Source organism: Bacillus sp. 5mfcol3.1 (assembly GCF_900114335.1).
Lineage (GTDB): Bacteria > Bacillota > Bacilli > Bacillales > Bacillaceae_G > Bacillus_A > Bacillus_A thuringiensis_S.
This window is the reverse complement of the sequence record NZ_FOST01000007.1, coordinates 58,107-79,704: the sequence shown is the minus strand read 5'-3', so window position 1 is coordinate 79,704 and position 21,598 is coordinate 58,107. Positions and strand designations below refer to the sequence as shown.

Below are 21,598 nucleotides of genomic sequence, written 5' to 3'. Positions count from 1 at the left end.
CCCCCTTCTTATTTATCAGATGGATAAGAAGTAATAATCTTAAACCCTAATTCTCCTGACTTATCTCTTGCTAAAACAGTAACAGTTTTTACCAACTTGTCTTTTACACTCATATTTTTCTTTATTACCGTTTTTCCAACCGGGAATGAATGTGTTGTATTTAATACGAGACGAGCCTCTTTAGAATTTTTTAACCAGTCTTGAATTTCCTTATCATGCTGCTTCAAACTATCTTTTACAGCTTTCGTTGCTGTTTCCTTGTCATAGTATGTACTTGCTGCTGATACTTTATCTGTCTTCAAGCGATTCTTCAAATCTTCTTCTGATTTGCCTACATGTCTTTCAATCGTATGACCATTTTTAGGTGGCCCTTCCATTTCATCTAAAATATTATCACTAATTTTTTCTACTGATGTCGATTGATTCCCTGTTTGTTTCTCTGTTTTTTGTTCTTTTCCTGCACATCCACTTAAGATCAGCATTAGTGCCAATAAACCACTCAAGAAAAGACTACTTATTCGTTTCATCATATCACCTCTTTCATGATTATTATCGCAACTTCACTAAAAGTCAATTTCACAACGAAAAAATCTATCAGTTTTCATTTTTTTCATCTATTTTTCCATATTTACCCGCGCAATTTCATCAATCCTCTATTTTTCGACTTTTATAATATATACCCCCTATATTTTATGATTATTTCCCATATAAAAACAATGATAATATAACTATAAAACTCTTTCATACAAAGGTTTTTATAGTGTTTTTCAAAATATTTTAAAATACCCCTGTTTTCATATACCCAATACCCATATAAGGTATAAAGCCCCCTTCTTATCAACGTTTTTCTACATTATGTAAATTTACCCTTGCCTATACAAACGAAATATGGTGTAATGCAAAAAAAGATAAAGGATTTTAAACAATGGCTGAAACGATTCAAAATTTCTTAACAGAATACTATTCAATCGCAATTCCACTTAGTATCTTAATTAACATCATCATTAGTCTTTTAGGCGTTATTCCTAGCATCTTTTTAACCGCCATTAATATACAGCTCTTCGGTGTAACAAATGGCACAATCATTTCGATCGTAGGTGAGGCCTTAGGGGCTATTATCTCGTTTTATATTTACCGCATAGGCCTTCAAAAGTTCACTCACGATAAAGTAAATAAGCACCCAAAGGTAGAGCGTCTTCTTTATGTACAAGGTAGAGAGGCCTTTCTACTCGTTCTATCGTTTCGATTGATACCTTTCATCCCATCAAGTATCGTGACTTTATTTGCAGCTCTAGGGAAAATGTCATTACTCTCCTTCAGTATTGCCAGTACAATAGGTAAAATACCGGCATTATTGATTGAAGTATATTCGGCATACCAAGTCATGAACGGAACAAATGAAGCGAAGTGGATTGTGACAATCGCAGGTTGTATCGGATTATATTATTTGTGGAAAAAATGGAGAAAAAAATAAAGAAGGAGCCTATGCTCCTTCTTTATTTTTGAGGTATTTTATTAATAGCTATCCTTTAAATCCTTAGTTAATACCAACAGCACTAAACGATTGCTTAACTGCCGCTACTTCCGCAGAAGTCGCACCATATAAATCAGCTGCAGCTTGTACTGCACCAGCACGAGCTTGGCTAAATGTAGTAGATTGCGTGAAATATTGTGTATTTGCACGGTAGTAAATCGCACCTAACTTATCTTTACCAATGCCCGTTACAGTTACACCCGAATGCGTACCACCATTTGCTAATAAATAAGCTTGTTTGTTAATGATACCACTGTTTGTATGAACCCCACCGTTATCACTAGTACCAGTGTAACGCTTAGAATAATGGTCTGGGTCACCATATTTCGCTGGATCACTCATAGAGCGAAGCGCATCTCCCGCTTTACCAGGCGTGTAAATATCTTCACCAATCTCCCAATCTGGGTTACGGTTATCATAGAATTCTACTAAAGTACCAAAGATATCAGAAATCGCTTCATTTAACGCTCCTGATTCATTTTGATAAATTAAGTCCGAGCTATTTTCCGTAACAGCATGCGTTAATTCGTGACCAATTACGTCAATTCCACCAGATAATGAAGTGAATGTTACACCATCTCCATCTCCGTATACCATTTGTGAGCCGTTCCAGAATGCATTATTATACTTACTTCCGTAATGAACTGTTGATTTTAAAGGTGCCCCTGCATCATTAATAGAGTTTCTATTAAATGTAGCTTTATAATAATCATATGTTTTACCTGCATAGTAATGAGCATCTACTGCCGCTGCATCATACGCTGCATTGAAAACATTATCTGCATCTACCCATAAAGTTCCTGGCAATGTAGTACGATTTTTCGCATCATATGTGAAAATCGTTGCTCCGCGCGTATTATCTTGTAAGTAGTAAGATGAGCCAGATAATGTTGTATTGAGTGATTTCGTATCTCCTAATACACCTTTACCAGTTCCTACTTTATTTGTTCCTGTTACAGGTTTTACTACTGCTTTCGCATCCTGTTTAGGAGCCTCTTGCTTAATTGGTGATTTATCTTCATTTGCTACATGATCCAATTTATTATATTTATTTAATACTTTACCGCTGTCTGCTTCAATGAAATAGTAGTAGTTTCCTGGACTTGGATCTAAGAAATTTAGATTTACAACATATGCATATGTTGTTTCTTCACCATTTTGATATACATATAAGTCCGCTTTTGGTTCTACCTCATATTTCGGTGTTACCCCTAAATCTTGCTGCGCGATTTCAATTGCTTTTGCGCCTTCAATCTTATTTTTATTTTTTAACTTTTCCTTTTTGTCTAAATCAGGTGCAACTGTTCCAGACAATACTTTTAAAGAACCGTCTTTACTTACGTGAGCTACTTGAGTAGAACCCCATACAGGTACTCCTTCGTAAACTTGTTGCATACGTACTACTGTTGAATCAGTTACAGCATCTTTCTTCACTTGTTTCACTTTGAAAGAATCTTGCGCACTCTTTTCCCCTAGCTTGTAATCACCTTTTGCTGCGTTTAAGTAATCAAACACAACAGATTCTGCTTTCTTACCAGTCGCTCCAGTTAGATCACCAGAAATAAACTCAGGTGACTGTACTGTCTCATTGTACTTCTTCGTAGAGAGTACATTTTTAGAATCCGCAAATGCAGAGCCTGTCCCTCCAAACGTTGTAACTGCCATTCCTGTCGCTAACACTAACGCTAAACTTTTCTTTTTCATGAACCTTCCCCCTAATAAAAATTTTTTTGAAAAAGAGTAGTTTCATATTAGCATTATGTTTCCACTATTAATATACTAAAAATTCAATTAATTTATTTCTCAAGTTTTGTAGAATTTTGAGGAACAAATATTGAAAAACCCCTTTCCGGTTGGAAAGGGGTTTCTTCATTATGAATTAATTTGTTCAACGGTTTTAGCTTCTTGACCAAGGACATCTGGTTTCCAAGCATACTGAATATCTAATACTATCGCCGCAATTGACATAATTACAAATGTTCCTACAATAAACTTTTTCATAATCTCACTCCTTTTTATTCTTCTAATAATTTTATTGCTAATTTATAATAATAATTACTTTCTTTAAAATCTGCGCATTCTTCTAAGTACTCCGCCAACTCTAAATATATAGTTTTCAAATCTTTTATATTGTTTTCAGCTTTAAAAAAAGGAACTACCTCTGTTTCCAAAAACCTTTTATAAGTATCTCTTTTTTCAAAATACTTATATTGTAAACTTAATAGTAAATATAACATTCCTTTGTATCTTTCAGCTTTCTTTGCAGCAAAAATACCTTTTTCAATCCATTTCTTCGCGTCTTCAAATTCTCCCAATTGAATACATTGTAAGGATAGTTCATACATAGCATCAATATAATTCATATCCTCTTCTTTTTTATACTTTAAACATTCTATATAATACTCTTTTGCCTTCACATAATTCTTTTGACGGTAATACAAATAACCAATATTATTTAAAGCGATTGACATAATATTATCTTTATCCGCAAAAGAATTTGCTTCTCTTAGAATATGATTATAGATTTCCATCGCTTCATTATATTGTTTTTTTCGAGTATAACTAAATGCAATTAGAAATTTACAATTAATTATATTTCTAAACTTATACTCACTCTTAAAGCCTTCTAACGCAACATTGGCAAAGTATAAAGTCATGTGGTCTATTTCCATCTGACTATATGTGAGCGCTAAATTATAATATATCCCCGTTTCATAATAGCCCAGTGCCTTCGCCATGGTTTCCGTTTGCAGTAAGTACTCCAAAGCCTGTGTATATTTATACTGTAAAGAATATAATAACGCCCTACTATACGTATAAAGCATTTTTTGAAATGGTGAATATTTTTTATACACCTTTTTCAACTTATCCAATTCTTCTTCAAGAGCTACTAAGTCCCTTTTCATAATTAAATATCGCGTATACAGCAGTTTATAATAATTTATAATTTCAAAATCCAACACATGCTTCATTTCACCTTGCAACTCTTCATATATACGTTCTACTTGTTGCTTGTCTAAATGAACTAGTGCATTTAACCATTCATCCAGCTTCCCCTTCACATCTTCTTCTACATCTCTCAAATCCGTCACGGCAATTTCTAGTCTTGTGCAGAGCAATTGTAGAATTTCTTCTGATGCTTCGATCTTTCCATTTTCAATCTTACTTAAGTATGAGACAGAACAAATGCCCTGACATAATTCTTCTTGTGTCATTTTTTGCTGAAGCCGTTTGTAAAAGACTTGTTTGCCTATTTTTTCTAATGTTTGTTGCATTGTCCTCCTCCATTCTCATTACCCCATTACTCTAATAATACATAAAATCTGGAGAAATATAAATTGATAAATATAAATTTTCTAAAAAATATGCATAATTTCATTTTTTTCTCTCTTGACTTCACTTCAATATCTCTTCTTTGCTACGAATGGTGAAAAATTGGTATACTATAACCAAATTATGGAGGTGTTCTCGCGATGACTCATTATAAAGACGATAGTTATGCCTTACATACAGACCTATATCAAATCAACATGGCTTATACATATTGGAAAGATGGTATTCATAATCGCCGTTCTGTTTTTGATTTATATTTTCGAAAGCTTCCATTTGAGAACGGCTACGCTGTTTTTGCTGGCCTTGAGAAAATTGTAGAGTACATAGAAAATTTCAGTTTTACTGAAAGCGATATCGCTTATTTAGCAGAATTAAAATTTGAAGAAGAATTCCTTCATTATTTACAAAATATGAAATTCACTGGGACGATTCGCAGTATGCAAGAAGGTGAAGTTGTATTTAATAACGAGCCTTTATTACGTGTTGATGCACCACTGGGTGAAGCACAAATTATTGAAACCGCCCTCTTAAATATTGTGAATTACCAAACATTAATTGCAACAAAAGCTGCTCGTATGAAACATGCTGCAAGTAATGATGAGCTTTTAGAGTTCGGCACAAGACGTGCCCATGAGTTCGATGCCGCCCTTTGGGGGACACGCGCTGCCTTTATTGGTGGTTTCTCCTCTACAAGCAACGTTCGTGCTGGGAAACGCTTCGGGATCCCTGTAGCTGGCACACACGCTCACTCTTTCGTTCAAGCATATCGCGATGAATACGTTGCGTTTAAGAAATACGCTGAAACTCATAAGAAGTGCGTCTTTCTCGTTGATACATATGACACATTGAAATCTGGTGTTCCAAATGCAATTCGTGTTGCAAAAGAATTTGGGGATCGTATTGATTTCTATGGTATACGTCTTGATAGTGGTGATATGGCTTATTTATCGAAAAAGGCACGAAAACTACTAGATGAATCAGGGTTTACAAATACAAAAATTATCGCTTCTAGCGATTTAGATGAATACACAATTATGCACCTTAAATCTCAAGGGGCAAAAATTGACGTATGGGGCGTTGGGACGAAATTAATTACGTCCTTTGAGCAACCTGCATTAGGGGCTGTTTACAAACTAGTTGCAATTGAAGATACTGACGGAAAATTAAATGATACGATTAAAATTTCATCTAATCCTGAAAAAATTACCACTCCAGGACTGAAACGAATTTATCGTATTATCAATCGGGTTAACGATCATGCAGAAGGCGATTATATTGCGTTAGATTCTGAAGAACCTGGAAAAGAAGAGCGCTTAAAAATGTTCCATCCAGTTCACACATATATAAGTAAATTCGTAACAAACTTTGAAGCCCGTGAACTCCATAAAGACATTTTCGTTAACGGCGAAAGAACATATGAACTACCAAGTATATTAGATATTCAACAATATAATGAACAGAGTCTCGCTCTATTTTGGGAAGAATACATGCGAACTTTAAATCCCGAAGAGTATCCTGTCGATTTAAGCCAAGAATGTTGGGATCATAAAATGAATTACATTCAAACTGTTCGAGAACAAGTTGAAAAAAACATACAAAAGTAAACAGAGAAGTTTCTCCTTCTCTGTTTTTTCAATACTATATGGATATTTGTAAAAAATATATTAAAATAATACGACGAATGTTTTTTATTTGTAAATTTTAATATTATATTATTTAAAAGTAAAATAATATTTGATATTATTTTATTAAATCAATTTCAACAAAATAACCAATAAAAAAGAGGACGCAGGTTGCGTCCTCTTTTTTATAAATCTTTCACTCGTAATACACGCATTGCATTTAACACTGCAAGTAGTGTCACACCAACATCTGAGAAAACAGCTTCCCACATTGTTGCAATACCAAAGGCACCAAGTAATAGAACGATCCCTTTTACACCTAAAGCAAAGATGATATTTTGCCACACTATACTTCTTGTGCGTTTTGCAATTTTTACAGCTGTCGCAATTTTTGAAGGCTCATCAGTCATAATAACGATGTCTGCCGCTTCAATTGCTGCATCTGATCCTAAACCACCCATCGCAATACCAACGTCTGCACGGGCTAATACTGGTGTATCGTTAATACCGTCACCAACGAAGGCAATTTTTTCTTTTCCATGCTTCGCTGCATCAATTTTTTCAATCTCTTCTACTTTTTGTTGCGGTAGTAATTCCGCATGAACTTCATCTAAGCCTAATTCTTTACCGACAGCTTCACCAACTGTTTTTGCATCACCAGTTAACATTACTGTCTTTTTAATACCTAGTTCTTTTAACTTTTGAATCGCTTGTTTCGAATCCTCTTTTACCTCATCAGAAATAACAATATAACCTGCATATTTTCCATCTACAGCAACGTGAACTAATGTACCTACTGTTTCTGGTTGTTTAAATTCAATATTTTCTTTTCTCATTAATTTTGCATTACCTGCAAAAATTTCTTTTCCTTGTACTTTTACGACTGTACCGTGACCAGAAATTTCGTTATAATCATCGATTATTTTTTCATCAATTGATTTTCCATATGCCTTTCGAATAGATTGGGCAATTGGATGGTTAGAATACACTTCAGCAAATGCCGCATACTCTAATAACTCTTCGCTTGTAGTACCTTCGCTCGGTTCCATTTTTGTAACTTTGAAAACACCTTTTGTTAATGTTCCTGTTTTGTCAAAAACAATATATTTTACATCATTTAAAGCTTCTAAATAGTTACTACCTTTTACTAACACACCACTTTTAGATGCACCACCGATACCTCCAAAGAATCCAAGAGGAATGGATACAACTAACGCACATGGACAAGAGATTACTAAGAACACTAAAGCTCTATAAATCCACTCAGAGAATGTAGCCCCTTCTAAAATAAGCGGTGGAATAAACGCCATGATCGCCGCTGTAATAACTACAACTGGAGTGTAGTAACGCGCAAACTTCGTAATAAAGTTTTCTGTTGGTGCTTTTTTACTGCTTGCATTTTGAACTAAATCTAAAATTTTCGATACAGTTGATTCACCAAACTCTTTTGTAACTTCAATTGTTAATACACCGTTTTGGTTCACAAAGCCACTTAATACATCATTTCCAACTTCAACTTCACGTGGTACAGATTCACCAGTTAATGCTGAAGTATCTACCATTGATGTTCCTTCAATTACTTTTCCGTCTAATGGTACTTTCTCACCTGGCTTAACGATAATATAATCGCCAATTTGTACATCTTCTGGTGATACTTGTTTCGTTTCATTCCCAATCTTTACATTCGCATAATCAGGACGAATATCCATTAATGAAGTAATTGATTTTCGAGAGCGGTTTACCGCAATGCTTTGGAATAGTTCTCCTACTTGATAAAATAGCATTACTGCTACGGCTTCTGAATATTGCTGAATTGCAAAGGCTCCTACAGTTGCAATTGCCATTAAGAAGTTTTCATCAAATACTTGGCCGCGAGTTATGTTTCTTACCGCTCTCCAAACGATATCTCCACCTATTAATAAATAAGCAAGGACGAATAACGGAATTGTTACCATTTGTGGTAAGCTCGCTAATGCAGCAATTGCTGTCAAAATTCCGCCGACCACTAATCTCCCTACCATCTTTTTCACGTTTGCTTCACCATGATCGTGACTATGTCCGTGGTCATGACCGTTCTTCTCTTCACGAACAACTTTCACATCTGGCTCTAACTTTTGAACGACATTTGTTATATTTGCTACAGTTGCTTCTAGTTCTCTTTTATTCGCAACTTCTACTCGTAGTTTCTTCGATACGAAATCAACAGTTGCTTCTGAGACAGCTGACATTTCCTTCACTTTATTTTCAATTTTCATTGCACAGTTCGCGCAATCTAAACCTTCTAATATAAATACTTCTTTAGCAATTTTATTTTTTTGCTCTTCTTGCACTTTAATATGCGGTTCTAATTTTGTAACGAGTTGTTTTGCTTCCGTAACAACTTCGTTTTCTTTATTTTGTGCTGTTTCTAAGATCATTGTCTTTGTTGCGAAGTTTACAGAGCAAGAATTTACTCCTTCTATATTCCCAACACCTTTTTCAATTTTCATTGCACAATTCGCACAATCTAAACCTTCTAACATCAGTTTCTTTTTCACTAACGCTTCAGCCATCGTTCTCCCTCCTCGCGTTCTTTTTATTCTTCTTCGTTTACGTGTTCAAACGCTTGCTCGAAGATATGAATTACGTGCTGGTCAGCTAACGAATAATAAACAACCTTTCCTTCTTTACGATTCTTCACAAGTTTCGCTTGCTTTAACACACGAAGCTGATGCGAAATAGATGATTGTGTCATTCCTAATAAATAAGCTAAATCACAAACGCACATTTCAGCTTCAAATAGCGCATGTAATATTCTCGTACGTGTACGGTCACCTAATACTTTAAATAGTTCTGCTACTTTACTTAAACTTTCATCAGTTGGAATTGTTTGTTTTACTTGCTCTACAACTTCTTCATGAATTATCGTTTGAGAACATGTCTCTTGTGGTGTTTCTACTTTATTTCCAGCCATAATAGCTCACCTCTTTAATTGAACATATGAACAATCATTCATATATCTTATACTCTTATTATATGAGCGCCTACTCATATGTGTCAATGAAATCTGAATTTTTTTTATGAACATTCCGTTCACATTTTAGTAAGGCATATACATATTTTCCGCATCCTCTATATTCTCATACAAAAAAGGATGTACAATTCGCACACCCTTTTTTCATATTCCGACATAAAAATTCAACAAAGTAATATATGTTCCCTTTATTTCAACAAAAGAAAAAGCCTTGCGCGCTCCCTAGACGCACAAGGCTTACTGTGTTTATATCCCTTTAATTAGCTTGATCTAAATTATCCTGCGAACTTCCATCGTCTTTTAAATGACTATGCTTTTTCGAATAAACAAAGTATACAACTACTCCAATCGCTAACCAAATACCAAAGTATATCCATGTTGTTAACGGTAAATTTACCATTAAGAATAGACAACATGCAATTGAAATAATCGGTAAGATCGGTACAAGTGGTACCATAAATCCACGTTGTAATTTCGGATGCGTTTTACGAAGAATGATAACAGTTACACCAACCATGGCGAATGTTAATAACGCTCCAATATTCGCTAAATTCGACAATTCTTTTAAATCGATAAATCCAGCAATTAAAGCACTACCAATTCCTGTTAACCAAACTGAAAATGTTGGCGCTTCAGTCTTCTTGTTAATTTTCGCAAAAGATTTTGGTAATAAACCGTCACGACTCATTGCGAAGAATACACGTGTTGTCGCATAAATGTAAGCGAAAATTACAGCCATAATACCGATTACAGCTCCAATAGCAATTACACCAGCCACTTTATCTTGTCCTACAACCTCTAACACATATGCCATCGCTTCCGGTACATCTAGCTCTTTATAAGAAACCATACCCGTCATAACGAGACAAACTACAACATAAATGATTGTACAAATAACTAACGAAGCAATAATACCAATTGGTAGATCACGTTGCGGATTTTTTACTTCTTCAGCAGAAGTTGCTAATGCATCAAATCCTAAGAAAGCAAAGAATACTGCTGCTCCCCCTGCGAACACTCCACTTAAACCGTAAGGTGCAAATGGTATCCAGTTTTCTGGTTTCACGTAGAATACACCAACTGCAATGAATAAAACAACAATACCAATTTTAATTAATACCATTATGTTATTCACACGCTTACTTTCTTTCGTACCTCGTGATAATAACCAAGTTATCACTAACGTAACGATAACTGCTGGTAAGTTTACCATACCACCTTGCGCTGGAATTGTTAGCAACGCTTTCGGAATTTCAAGTCCCAGTCCACTCACTAAATTATTGAAATAACCCGTCCATCCGCCAGCTACTGCGGCAGTCGTTACGACATATACGGATAACAATGTCCATCCCATTAAATGAGCAACAAACTCACCAATTGTTGCATACGAATATGTGTACACACTACCTGAAACAGGAAGTGTAGATGCAACTTCTGCATAACATAATGCTGCAAATCCACAAACAATTGCTGCAATCATAAATGAAAAAATAACTGCTGGACCAGCATCTCTTGCTGCTACTAATCCAGTTAATACTAGAACTCCTGTACCAATTATCGCACCAATCCCTAGCATTGTTAGGTCAAATGCCCCTAGCGTTTTCGTCAAAGTTTTACTTTTACTTTCCCCTAACAATTGCGTAACGGATTTCTTTTTAAATAGGTTGGCCACGATGTATGCCCCCTTTTACTAAGAAGAGCTAAGAGGTATTATCTCTTAGCTCTTATCATGTTGTATTATATATTGTTCGATTTTGTTTTGTATAATGCTTCTATTAGCAAGATACTGTTTCTGCTTCTAATAATTCTTTAGCACCTTTGTACTCTACACCGTGAGCTTCTGCAACTGCTTCAAATGTTACATAGCCATCTAATGTGTTAATACCTTTTAGTAATGCAGAGTTGCCTAGGCAAGCTTCTTTGTAGCCTTTGTTAGCAATTTGTACTGCATATGGTACTGTTACGTTTGTTAATGCAAGAGTTGATGTACGTGGAACCGCACCTGGCATGTTTGCAACTGCATAATGAACAACGCCGTGTTCTTCGTAAGTTGGGTTATCATGAGTTGTAATACGGTCAGTTGTTTCGAAAATACCACCTTGGTCAATCGCGATATCTACAACAACAGAACCTGGTTCCATTGATTTAATCATTTCTTCTGTTACAAGTTTTGGCGCTTTTGCACCTGGGATTAATACTGCACCGATTACAAGATCAGACTCTTTTACAGCTTCTGCAATATTGTAAGGATTAGACATTAAAGTTTTTACTTGGTTTCCGAAAATGTCATCTAATTGACGAAGACGTTCTGCACTTAAGTCGATGATTGTTACATCCGCACCTAGTCCAACTGCAATTTTAGCAGCATTTGTACCAGCTTGTCCACCACCGATGATTGTTACTTTACCACGTTTAACTCCTGGAACACCTGCAAGTAAGATACCTTTACCGCCTTTGTTTTTCTCAAGGAATTGCGCACCAATTTGTGCAGCCATACGACCAGCTACTTCACTCATAGGTGCAAGTAATGGTAGAGAACGGTTTTCTAATTGTACTGTTTCGTATGCAATCGCAACAACTTTCTTCTCAATTAACGCTTTTGTTAATTCTGGCTCTGGAGCTAAGTGTAAGTATGTGAATAAGATTAAGCCTTCACTGAAGTGTTTGTATTCGCTTTCAATTGGTTCTTTAACTTTCATAACCATTTCCATGTTCCAAGCTTCTTCAGCTGTATCAACAATTTTTGCTCCCGCTTCAACATACTGAGCGTCTGTGAAACCAGATCCTAAACCTGCACCCTTTTGAATGAATACTTCGTGATTGTTACGAATTAAATGTACAACACCTGCTGGTGTCATTGCCACACGGTTTTCGTTGTTTTTAATTTCTGCTGGTACCCCAATACGCATAATGAAATGCCCCCTTATAATTAACAGAAAAAAGAGATTCTTTTTTCTTTTTGTAATAATTAATAACTTATGTCCTTATTCTAGCATAACTTAAAAGTTATGAAAACGCTAACATATCATTTTTATAAAGTTTATATATTTAGAATAGTGTAAATATATAAAACATTGATTCTATTAGGGGTTTCGTGACATTCCATTATCTTTCACTCAATTTTTATTATACTTCTTCAAAATAAACAGTAATCATTTATTATTTGACAATAATGTAACAATGTAAAAAACTAAGCGATAACGTATACATATACAGTTATTACTTTACTTAATACTTTAGAAATATATTCTTTTCACAAAAAAACAGCTGCTAGCATTTAGCTAGCAGCTGGGTAACTTATAAATAATTTTAAAAACAAATCATCTGTCGTTTCAGTAATTTTATCAAACAGATCACTTTCTTCCGCTTCTTGCTCTTTTAACATCTTAATTGTTTCACGTGCATCTTCAGGGTAATCAGTTATGATACCATCTACGTTTAACTTATAATATGCCTTTAAATTTTCCATATCATTTACTGTCCATACGTAAATTGGTTTGTTTAACTTCCTTGCTTCTTTTACTAATTTCTTATTTAACATATATTCTTCTGCTACGTAAAAGTCAGCCTTCACATTCTTTAAGTTAGCTCTACTTGCATACAATATATACCCTACTTTTATATCTGGATTTGCACGCTTAAACTCTTTAATAAGCGGATAGTGTAACGTTTGAATTACACATTGCTTCTCAAATTCATTATCTTTAATCGTTTTTAAGACTTTGTTTACAAAGTCTTTTTCGCCCCCATGAAGCTTCACTTCTATATTAAGTTTGATTTTGCCATTTGCTAGCTTAATGATTTCATCAAGTGTACTTATTTGTCCTGAAAGTCCATCTTGACTAAGGGTAAGCTGCCTTAACTCAGCCATCGTTAAATCTGACACATGCACATTTGCATTTGCGAGACGTTTCAGCTTCAAATCATGTATAACCGCTAGTTCACCGTCTTTCGTTTGTAATACATCTATTTCAGCGTAGTCTGCTTTTGCATCAATAGCACCTTGCACAGCTTCTTTCGTATTTTCTACGCCTTTTGATATATACCCGCGGTGCGCCATAATAATCGGTTCTTTATACGAATTTGAAATAAACGTTACAATGAAGGCAACGACCATTCCCGCAGTAATAATCCCTACAATGTATACGCCAATGAATTTCCAACGATGTTTTTGGAAGAAACATTTATCTGCTTTCGTTTTCGAATAATCTAATCCTTCTTCTAATAAAACATCTTCAACCGGTACCTTTTGTAAGTATAATCGCGTAATCGCCATAATATAAAATGGCGTCACGATAAAGCTGAATAAATACAATGTGCTCGTTAAAAATACAGAAATCGTTGATTCAGCTAATAATGCAAATGTTCCTTTCGGGTTTGTAAATTCATAAACACCCCATAGGCACAATAAATATATTCCCAAAAATACGACATATACAATTCCAATTGAAATAAAAAATCCTACTAAAAAGAGTAGTACTTTAAAAAAGCTTTCCTTTACTAAATTTGCACTTTTACGTGCTGCCACGCGAAATGATTTTTGCTCTAAAACAACAATAGGTAGAACGAAAATCCATCGAAGATTCAAATACGCGACTACAGCAAAGAACGTGTAATAACCAACTTGCCCCATCGTCGTCTTAAACAGTTCTCCTGTAATAAAGTTAGGAATTTGAATTTGCGGGATTAATGCCGTTTCATATCCCATATTTAAAAGAGGCAACAATACGACAGCATATAAAATAAATCCTGGTAAGCAATATGTGAAAAGAGTAGGTAAATACGTTACCGTTTTATATAAAATCGGACGTAATTTCACCTTCTGTCTTTTATGAGCGAAATACGAAATAATAATAAGCACCGCAAATTCCGTAAAGATAAGAAACAGTGCTAACAATGATAAAATTACGATTGCTAAGATGCCATAAGGCGTCTTTAAAAACGCTAATAATTCATCATTTGTCGCATTTGCATAACCACCAAAATACAATAACTTATTAAAAATAATTCCAAATAGCGGAACAAACACAATCGCTGCTAATAATTTATAAGCAAGTTGAAAAGTTAATACATTCCAAAAAGAAAATTTAACTGTTTGAAAGGAATGTCTCATTACTCCTGGTATAGATAGTTTTTTACGGTGTTGCATATATTCCTCCAAATTCTAAAACGGTATTTGAGATGGATTCCATATTTCCAGTTCTAATCCATCTTTTTAATAATAATATATTCCGCTTAACATGAACACTCTTATACATATAATGAAAAAAGTGATGGCTACTTCCCATCACTTTTTCATTTATTCTATTTTTTCTCTAGCCCTTGTCCAAATGCTTTCAAGAAGCTAAAACCGAATGTAATAGCTCTATTGATATCTGGATCTTTTAATACTTTAAAGAAATCCATCACTTTTGTTTTTTTGCCACTATTTAATTCATCTGTTGCAAATTGCAATCCTGTAACTAAACTTGACGTAATTTGCTTCGTTATTTCTGGGTCAACTGAAGATAACGCTTCTCCTGCCCCCATCATATTATTTAACGCATTTTTAACGGGTTCACGATTTAATTGCTCCACAGCGATTTTTGAAACATCTTCCTTCGCAGCAAGTAAACTAATTGCCGCATCTAATATACCAGCCTTCTGCAACTGTGCTAAAAGCTGCATCGTTTCTTCTACTGCTTCACGATTATTAGATAGCTCATTTAGAAGTTCATCTGCTACTTGCTGTTTCTGTTCTTCCTCTGTTACAACTTTCTTTTTAATTACAGTAATTTCTTTCGCCACTCTCTCCGCCCCCTAGTCCACAAGTGATACGTATTGTTTTCTTTGCCATTTTTGCTGGATTTCAACACCGTTTTGCGGATTACGCTTTTTATCTCTCGGGTTTGAAGATGGTAACGGACGATTCCCTTTTTCACGTAGTACACGCATCTTTACCATCGTTTGTTTGTACGCTGGTGTACACGTATAAAGATCTGTCGCCGTTCCAGTTAAAATATTGATTGCCTCTTCATTTACCGTTGCATGCATCGGTAAATATAGCTCTTTCCCCGTTACACGATCTGTAACAAGTGCCTGTACTTTAATTTTCCCAAATGGTGATGCTAATTCTACAAGACCACCATCTTTCACATTGCGCTCTAGGGCAAGTTCAGGCGAGATTTCAACGAACACTTCAGATACTTTAGATAAAATACCAGCCGATTTATTCGTCATATTCCCTTCATGGAAATGTTCTAACATACGACCATTATTTAAAAGTAAATCATACTCATCTGGCGCTACAACTGGTGGTACCCATTCATCTAATGATAGACGAGCTAGTTTATCTGGGAAGTTAAATCCGTCCACATATAATAGTGGTGTATCGCTGCCATCATGGCTACCCCAACATAAACTATTCCATCCTTCTAAACGATCGTATGTTGCCTGAGAATATAAAGGTGCAAGCGATGCAATTTCATCCATGATTTCACTTGGATTTTCATAATTCCAGTCCCCGCCAAGTGCACGAGCTACTTTTTGTAAAATCCACCAGTCTGGCTTTGAATCACCAAGCGGCTTCAATACTTCATATAATCTTTGAATACGGCGCTCTGTATTCGTAAATGTTCCCTCTTTTTCTAAGCTTGGTGCTGCCGGTAAAATAACATCAGCAAAACGAGCTGTTTTCGATAAGAACATATCTTGAACAACAAGGAAATCTAAATTCGCTAAAATATGTTGTACATGGTTGGCATTCGAATCTACTAAAGCCATTTCTTCACCCATAACATACATACCACGCAGTTTTCCTTCATCTGCCGCAAGTAACATTGCAATATTATTTAAGCCTGGTGCTTTCGGAATTGTAGTACCGTATGCTTTTTCAAATTTCGCACGGAGCGCATCATCTGAAACTGCTTGGTAACCTGGAAGCCAGTTTGGTAATGTTGCCATATCACAAGCGCCTTGTACGTTATTATGTCCGCGTAATGGATATGCTCCTGCACCAGGACGACGATAATTACCCGTAACAAGCAATAGATTTGAAATTGCTGCTGAAGTTGTACTTCCTCCAGTATTTTGCGTTACACCCATTCCCCAAAGTACACAAGTACCATCTGCTTCATATACCATACGAGCCATTTCTTTCAGATTTTCTTTCGAAATCCCCGTAATTTCTTCTGTATAATCAAGCGTATACTTTTCTACCATTTTGCTATATTCATCAAAATTCTTCACATTTTCAGCTATGAACTTTTTATCGTGCCAATCTTGATCAATAATATATTTCGTAATACCAGCGAGCCATACGTAATCAGTTCCTTGGCGCGGATGAATGAATAAATCCGCACGCTCTGCCATTTCATGTTTACGAAGGTCCGCCACAATTAATTTTTGGTCATGTAATTTATGAGCACGTTTTACACGCGTTGCAAGTACAGGATGTCCTTCTGTTGGATTTGCTCCAACGATAATGACAAGGCCAGCTTCCGCAATATCTTTCACTGTTCCAGCGTCCCCGCCCATACCGACAGTTTTAAATAAACCGTCTGTTGCTGGAGATTGACAATAACGGGAACAGTTGTCTACATTATTCGTTCCATATATTTGACGGGCTAGTTTTTGCATAAGATAATTTTCTTCATTCGTTACTTTTGAAGAAGAAATAAATCCAAATGCATCACTTCCATATTCTGATTTAATATGCTGCATATTGGATGCAACAACTTCAAGAGCCTCTTCCCATGAAGCTTCAACAAACATATCTCCTTGGCGAATTAATGGCTTTGTAATTCGATCTTCACTGTTTACAAAATCCCATCCAAATTTGCCTTTTACGCATGTGGAAATACCGTTAACCGGCGCATCTGAAACAGGCTGTACTTTCAAAATGTGGCGGTCTTTCGTCCATACTTCAAATGAACAACCTACACCACAAAATGTACAAACTGTTTTTGTTTTATTCACTTTCGTCTTACGCATCGCAGCCTCTACTTCTGAAACTGCTAAAATACTACTATATCCAGGCTCTACATCCTTTACAAAATCAATCATTGGATCTAACACATCCGGTTTCAATCCAGTCATGAATCCGGCTTCACCCAGCATTGTTTTTTCCATTAACGCATTACATGGACATACTGTTACACACTGTCCACAACTTACACAAGATGAGTCATTTATACTTACACCATTGTCCCATATAACACGTGGACGGTCTAAGCTCCAATCAATCGATATAGTTTCATTCACTTGTAAGTTTTGACATACTTCTACACACTGCCCACAAGCAATACATTGATTTGGATCATATCGATAAAATGGATGTGACATATCCACTTCACACGCACTTACTTTCGGCTCATACGGATATTTCTGTTCCTCAATTCCCAGCATATGTACTGTATTATGGACTTTACAGTTACCATTATTGTTATCACAAACGGTACAATACAGTAGATGATTCTCTAATATTCGATCCATTGCCTCAGTCTGTGCCTCTTTTGCACGCTGGGACTGTCTTTCGATATGCATACCGTTCTCTAATTTCGTTGAACAAGCACGCAATAACTTTCCATTTACTTCTACAATACACGTATCACAAGTTTGAATTGGATCTACTTCTGGTACATGACAAATTTGAGGATGTTCCAAATTACTCTCGTTAAATAATTGTAGTATCGTCTTTTCACCTGATGCAGAAAATTCTTTACCATCGACGGTTACACGGACTGTCTGTTCTGCCATAGTTTCCCCTCTCCTTACAACCAACTGTACAACACAATTATGAATCCGTTTTCAAAACCGCATTACTGTACATATTTTTGAAACGCTCTACCCAAATACTTTCTTATGAAGTCGATTCTAGATGTTATAAGGTATAACTACGAAAGCTTGAAAATATCACTATTCTACAGTTCTATTATATCGTACATATACAATAATAACCAAAATAATCTGTGATCTTCTTGTTAATAGGTGTTTTTATTTTTTCCATTGTTTTATGATAAATGTGGGAGAGAAATACATATAAAAGGGGAATTAAATATGGGGCCTACGCAAGAGACTTATACAATTGTACGTTATCAATCTGGTACATTTTCAAAACAACTTGACGAGATTGTTACAGAATCTCCTATTACTATTAAATTGAATGGTGAAGAATATGTAACAGTCGTATGCACACCAAATTATATTGAAGATATGGTAATTGGTTTTTTAATTTCTGAGGGGATTATTTCTTCCTATAACGATGTTGAAGAACTATGGGTTCAAAAAGATAACGGAATTGTCCATGTAAAATCATCAAAAGTGAATCCGCTCTATCAAACTTTATATAATAAACGATACATCACTTCTTGCTGCGGAAAAGGTAGACAAGGTTTTATTTTCATAAACGATGCGGCAAAAGCAAAAGACTTACATGATATACATGTAAAAATTACTCCTGAAGAATGTTTTTACTTAATGAATACTTTACAACAATCTTCCACTACCTTTCGCCAAACTGGTGGTGTTCACAATACCGCGCTATGTGATCGAAATAATATCCTTCTATCAAGAATGGATATCGGAAGACATAATGCATTAGACAAAATATACGGTCATTGTTTACGCAATGATATATCTGTTAAAGGAAAAATTATCGCATTTAGCGGACGTATTTCATCCGAAATTTTACTCAAAGTTTCAAAAATCGGATGTGAAATTGTTCTATCTAAATCTGCCCCAACAAAACTAGCATTACAACTCGCTCACGATTTAGGCATTACAGTCGTAGGATTTATCAGAAATGAATCCTGCAATATTTACACACATCCACATCGAATTGATGGTTATCAATCGAATAACTAAAATAACTCCTCAATTGAGGAGTTATTTTAGTTATGAAAATGTAATATATTAAAGACTTGAATAGTTAATAAAGTTAATATATAATTTCATTACATATTAAAAAACAAAACATTGTAGCATATATCTTTTCATTCTTTTACAAATTAAAAGAGACTGCTAACAAAACACATACACAATCTTATAAAAGTAATGGATTTATTTTATTTGAAATCGACCAAGGAGGTTACAACTATGGAAATTCGCTTATTAACGACAGAGGACGCAGAAATATATTTAAAAGTTTGTATGGAAGGTTTAACGAAGAACCCGGAAGCTTTTAGCTCTTCCTATGAAGATGTTTTGAAACATGAGGATCCTGTAGCTGCTATGGCAAAACGATTAAGCAATCCGGATAAGTATACTCTAGGGGTCTTCAAAGATGATGATTTAATCGGCATTGCTACTTTAGAAACAAAGCCTTTTATTAAACAAGAACATAAAGCAAAAATCGGTTCCGTTTTCGTTTCCCCAAAAGCGCGTGGCCTTGGAGCAGGACGAGCTCTTATTAAAGCAATTATTGAAAATGCCGATAAATTACATGTAGAACAACTTATGCTCGATGTTGTAGTTGGTAACGCCGGTGCCAAAAAATTATATGAATCATTAGGTTTCCAAACTTACGGCGTACAAGAGCGTTCATTAAAACATAACGGTCAATATTGGGACGAGGAACATATGGTTCTGTTCTTAAATGATTAATACTTCAATATAGTTTTCCAAAAGCATCTTTTTATTAAGAAAGATGCTTTTTTCATTACAACAATGTAATCTTCATGTCACCTTTATCGATCGTACCAAACCTTTCCATTCATTATACTAAAAATATAAAGTGACACTTTACTCAGTGAGGAACCACATCTCACACTGATCGCATGTACTTGATATGTAAAGGAGAATGTGACATGAAACAAAACAAACGAGCTATGCTTTTAATATTTACTACAGCAATTATAACTTCTGGATTAGCAATTTTACCTTGGTTTATTATATAGAAATACTCCCCCTAACAACGAAAAAAGCTGATTGCTTCTTAAGAAGCAATCAGCTTTTTTTATATTATAAAATCCCCAAAATTTTATTTACGCAACTTATAATAATAACCATAGATACGGCAACGCACATGACAACCGTATTACGATCTTGCTTTTCTTTTTTTGAAATTTCTTCTTTTGAATTCATGTGTATGATCTCCTTTTAAAAAAAGTGTGAGATAGGAAATTTTTCTTATCCGATGCGAGGTGAATACGAAAACCCTCTCTATCTCACATACACAATAGAATGGAATTGTCATTTTATAAATAAAATGACATGACGTTATGTCGCAACATAGGGTATTTTGTGTCGCTACGTTTTCTATTATAAAAAATAGTTGTGCAAAACTAGTGCATTTTTTATGTCAATTACTCTGAGCGAAAAAATCAGCCCTCCATTCAATCACATAAAAAGAGTTTTTTATTATTTTCATGTAAACTATACAAGTAGAATGAACAGTTTGGGGTGCACAAGATTATGGTAAAAATTTTATTAGTAGACGATGAAGAACGTATGTTGCGATTATTAGATCTGTTCTTAAGCCCTCGCGGCTATTTTTGTATGAAAGCTACCTCTGGCCTTGAAGCACTAAAATTAATCGAACAAAAAGAATTCGATATTATTTTATTAGATGTTATGATGCCAAATATGGATGGGTGGGATACTTGCTATCAAATTCGTCAAATTTCCAACGTTCCTATCATTATGTTAACAGCTCGCAACCAAAACTACGATATGGTGAAAGGCCTCACGATGGGCGCAGATGATTATATTACAAAACCGTTTGATGAGCATGTATTAGTCGCACGAATCGAGGCTATATTACGCCGTACAAAAAAAGATGGATTTGTTAGTTTTAATGGTATTGAGTGGGATAAAACGAAACATACCGTCACAGTGTACGATGAAAAAATCTCGCTAACTCCTATCGAATTTTCGTTACTCGGACTATTTTTGCAAAATACAAACCGTGCTTATAGCCGAGATGATTTAATCGAAAAAATTTGGGGCTATGAAACAGATATCGAATATAGAACAATTGACTCACACATTCGTAATATCCGTGATAAACTACGCAAAAAAGGATTTCCGATTGAAGATTACCTAGAAACGGTCTATAAAGTCGGATATAAATGGAAAAGTGAATAATTACTTCGGTCAGTGGGAAATCGTATACCACTG

At 35.2% G+C, this 21,598-nt stretch carries 17 protein-coding genes; 5 read left to right on the top strand and 12 right to left on the bottom strand.

Annotated features, from left to right (window positions below):
- Nucleotides 1-8: 8 nt before the first annotated feature.
- Nucleotides 9-527 (bottom strand): RNase A-like domain-containing lipoprotein, encoded by a 519-nt coding sequence (locus tag BM089_RS25200; RefSeq protein WP_000822706.1) that lies wholly within the window; start codon nt 525-527, stop codon nt 9-11.
- A 398-nt stretch (nt 528-925) separates the two neighbouring features.
- Between BM089_RS25200 and BM089_RS25195 the strand changes: the two genes are divergently transcribed.
- Nucleotides 926-1,474: a TVP38/TMEM64 family protein gene (locus BM089_RS25195; RefSeq protein ID WP_061661012.1), complete on the top strand. Its 549-nt coding sequence runs from the start codon at nt 926-928 to the stop codon at nt 1,472-1,474.
- Between the two features lie 63 nt (nt 1,475-1,537).
- Here BM089_RS25195 and BM089_RS25190 read toward each other — a convergent pair whose 3' ends face one another.
- The 3 genes from BM089_RS25190 to BM089_RS25185 form a co-directional block, all read right to left on the bottom strand.
- Nucleotides 1,538-3,238, bottom strand: coding sequence for a M4 family metallopeptidase (locus BM089_RS25190; RefSeq protein WP_000730376.1), 1,701 nt, complete (start codon nt 3,236-3,238; stop codon nt 1,538-1,540).
- A gap of 168 nt (nt 3,239-3,406) precedes the next feature.
- The gene (locus BM089_RS30790; RefSeq protein WP_000713580.1) at nt 3,407-3,535 is read right to left on the bottom strand and encodes an NprX family peptide pheromone; all 129 of its coding nucleotides are present in this window, start codon (nt 3,533-3,535) and stop codon (nt 3,407-3,409) included.
- Nucleotides 3,536-3,549: 14 nt separating this feature from the next.
- Nucleotides 3,550-4,809, bottom strand: coding sequence for a tetratricopeptide repeat protein (locus BM089_RS25185; RefSeq protein ID WP_061661011.1), 1,260 nt, complete (start codon nt 4,807-4,809; stop codon nt 3,550-3,552).
- 198 nt (nt 4,810-5,007) lie between these two features.
- On the opposite strand from BM089_RS25185, the gene BM089_RS25180 reads away from it, so the two are divergent.
- Nucleotides 5,008-6,471 carry a nicotinate phosphoribosyltransferase gene (locus BM089_RS25180; RefSeq protein ID WP_000150177.1) on the top strand — a complete coding sequence of 488 codons (1,464 nt, stop codon included), beginning with the start codon at nt 5,008-5,010 and terminating at the stop codon, nt 6,469-6,471.
- Nucleotides 6,472-6,674: 203 nt separating this feature from the next.
- Here BM089_RS25180 and BM089_RS25175 read toward each other — a convergent pair whose 3' ends face one another.
- The 7 genes from BM089_RS25175 to fdhF form a co-directional block, all read right to left on the bottom strand.
- The gene (locus BM089_RS25175) at nt 6,675-9,041 is read right to left on the bottom strand and encodes a heavy metal translocating P-type ATPase (protein ID WP_090978376.1); all 2,367 of its coding nucleotides are present in this window, start codon (nt 9,039-9,041) and stop codon (nt 6,675-6,677) included.
- 23 nt (nt 9,042-9,064) lie between these two features.
- The gene (locus BM089_RS25170) at nt 9,065-9,442 is read right to left on the bottom strand and encodes an ArsR/SmtB family transcription factor (RefSeq protein WP_000918378.1); all 378 of its coding nucleotides are present in this window, start codon (nt 9,440-9,442) and stop codon (nt 9,065-9,067) included.
- A gap of 316 nt (nt 9,443-9,758) precedes the next feature.
- Nucleotides 9,759-11,174: an amino acid permease gene (locus BM089_RS25165; protein WP_001284896.1), complete on the bottom strand. Its 1,416-nt coding sequence runs from the start codon at nt 11,172-11,174 to the stop codon at nt 9,759-9,761.
- A 103-nt stretch (nt 11,175-11,277) separates the two neighbouring features.
- Entirely contained in the window at nt 11,278-12,411 is a 1,134-nt protein-coding gene (gene ald, locus BM089_RS25160) for an alanine dehydrogenase (protein ID WP_090978374.1), read from the bottom strand.
- A gap of 368 nt (nt 12,412-12,779) precedes the next feature.
- Nucleotides 12,780-14,651: a glycerophosphodiester phosphodiesterase gene (locus tag BM089_RS25155; RefSeq protein ID WP_016513621.1), complete on the bottom strand. Its 1,872-nt coding sequence runs from the start codon at nt 14,649-14,651 to the stop codon at nt 12,780-12,782.
- 155 nt (nt 14,652-14,806) lie between these two features.
- Nucleotides 14,807-15,289, bottom strand: a complete 483-nt coding sequence (locus BM089_RS25150) for a helical membrane plugin domain-containing protein (RefSeq protein ID WP_001040540.1) — start codon at nt 15,287-15,289, stop codon at nt 14,807-14,809.
- Between the two features lie 12 nt (nt 15,290-15,301).
- A complete protein-coding gene (gene fdhF, locus BM089_RS25145) occupies nt 15,302-18,238 on the bottom strand; it encodes a formate dehydrogenase subunit alpha (protein WP_090978372.1) in 2,937 nt (978 codons plus the stop codon).
- A gap of 300 nt (nt 18,239-18,538) precedes the next feature.
- On the opposite strand from fdhF, the gene fdhD reads away from it, so the two are divergent.
- Both fdhD and BM089_RS25135 read left to right on the top strand, forming a co-directional pair.
- The gene (gene fdhD, locus BM089_RS25140; protein ID WP_053565276.1) at nt 18,539-19,345 is read left to right on the top strand and encodes a formate dehydrogenase accessory sulfurtransferase FdhD; all 807 of its coding nucleotides are present in this window, start codon (nt 18,539-18,541) and stop codon (nt 19,343-19,345) included.
- Between the two features lie 231 nt (nt 19,346-19,576).
- Nucleotides 19,577-20,083, top strand: a complete 507-nt coding sequence (locus tag BM089_RS25135; RefSeq protein WP_000405868.1) for a GNAT family N-acetyltransferase — start codon at nt 19,577-19,579, stop codon at nt 20,081-20,083.
- 357 nt (nt 20,084-20,440) lie between these two features.
- Here BM089_RS25135 and BM089_RS31800 read toward each other — a convergent pair whose 3' ends face one another.
- Nucleotides 20,441-20,563, bottom strand: coding sequence for a hypothetical protein (locus tag BM089_RS31800; protein WP_001085006.1), 123 nt, complete (start codon nt 20,561-20,563; stop codon nt 20,441-20,443).
- Between the two features lie 330 nt (nt 20,564-20,893).
- Between BM089_RS31800 and BM089_RS25125 the strand changes: the two genes are divergently transcribed.
- Nucleotides 20,894-21,565 carry a response regulator transcription factor gene (locus BM089_RS25125; RefSeq protein ID WP_000238956.1) on the top strand — a complete coding sequence of 224 codons (672 nt, stop codon included), beginning with the start codon at nt 20,894-20,896 and terminating at the stop codon, nt 21,563-21,565.
- Nucleotides 21,566-21,598: the final 33 nt, after the last annotated feature.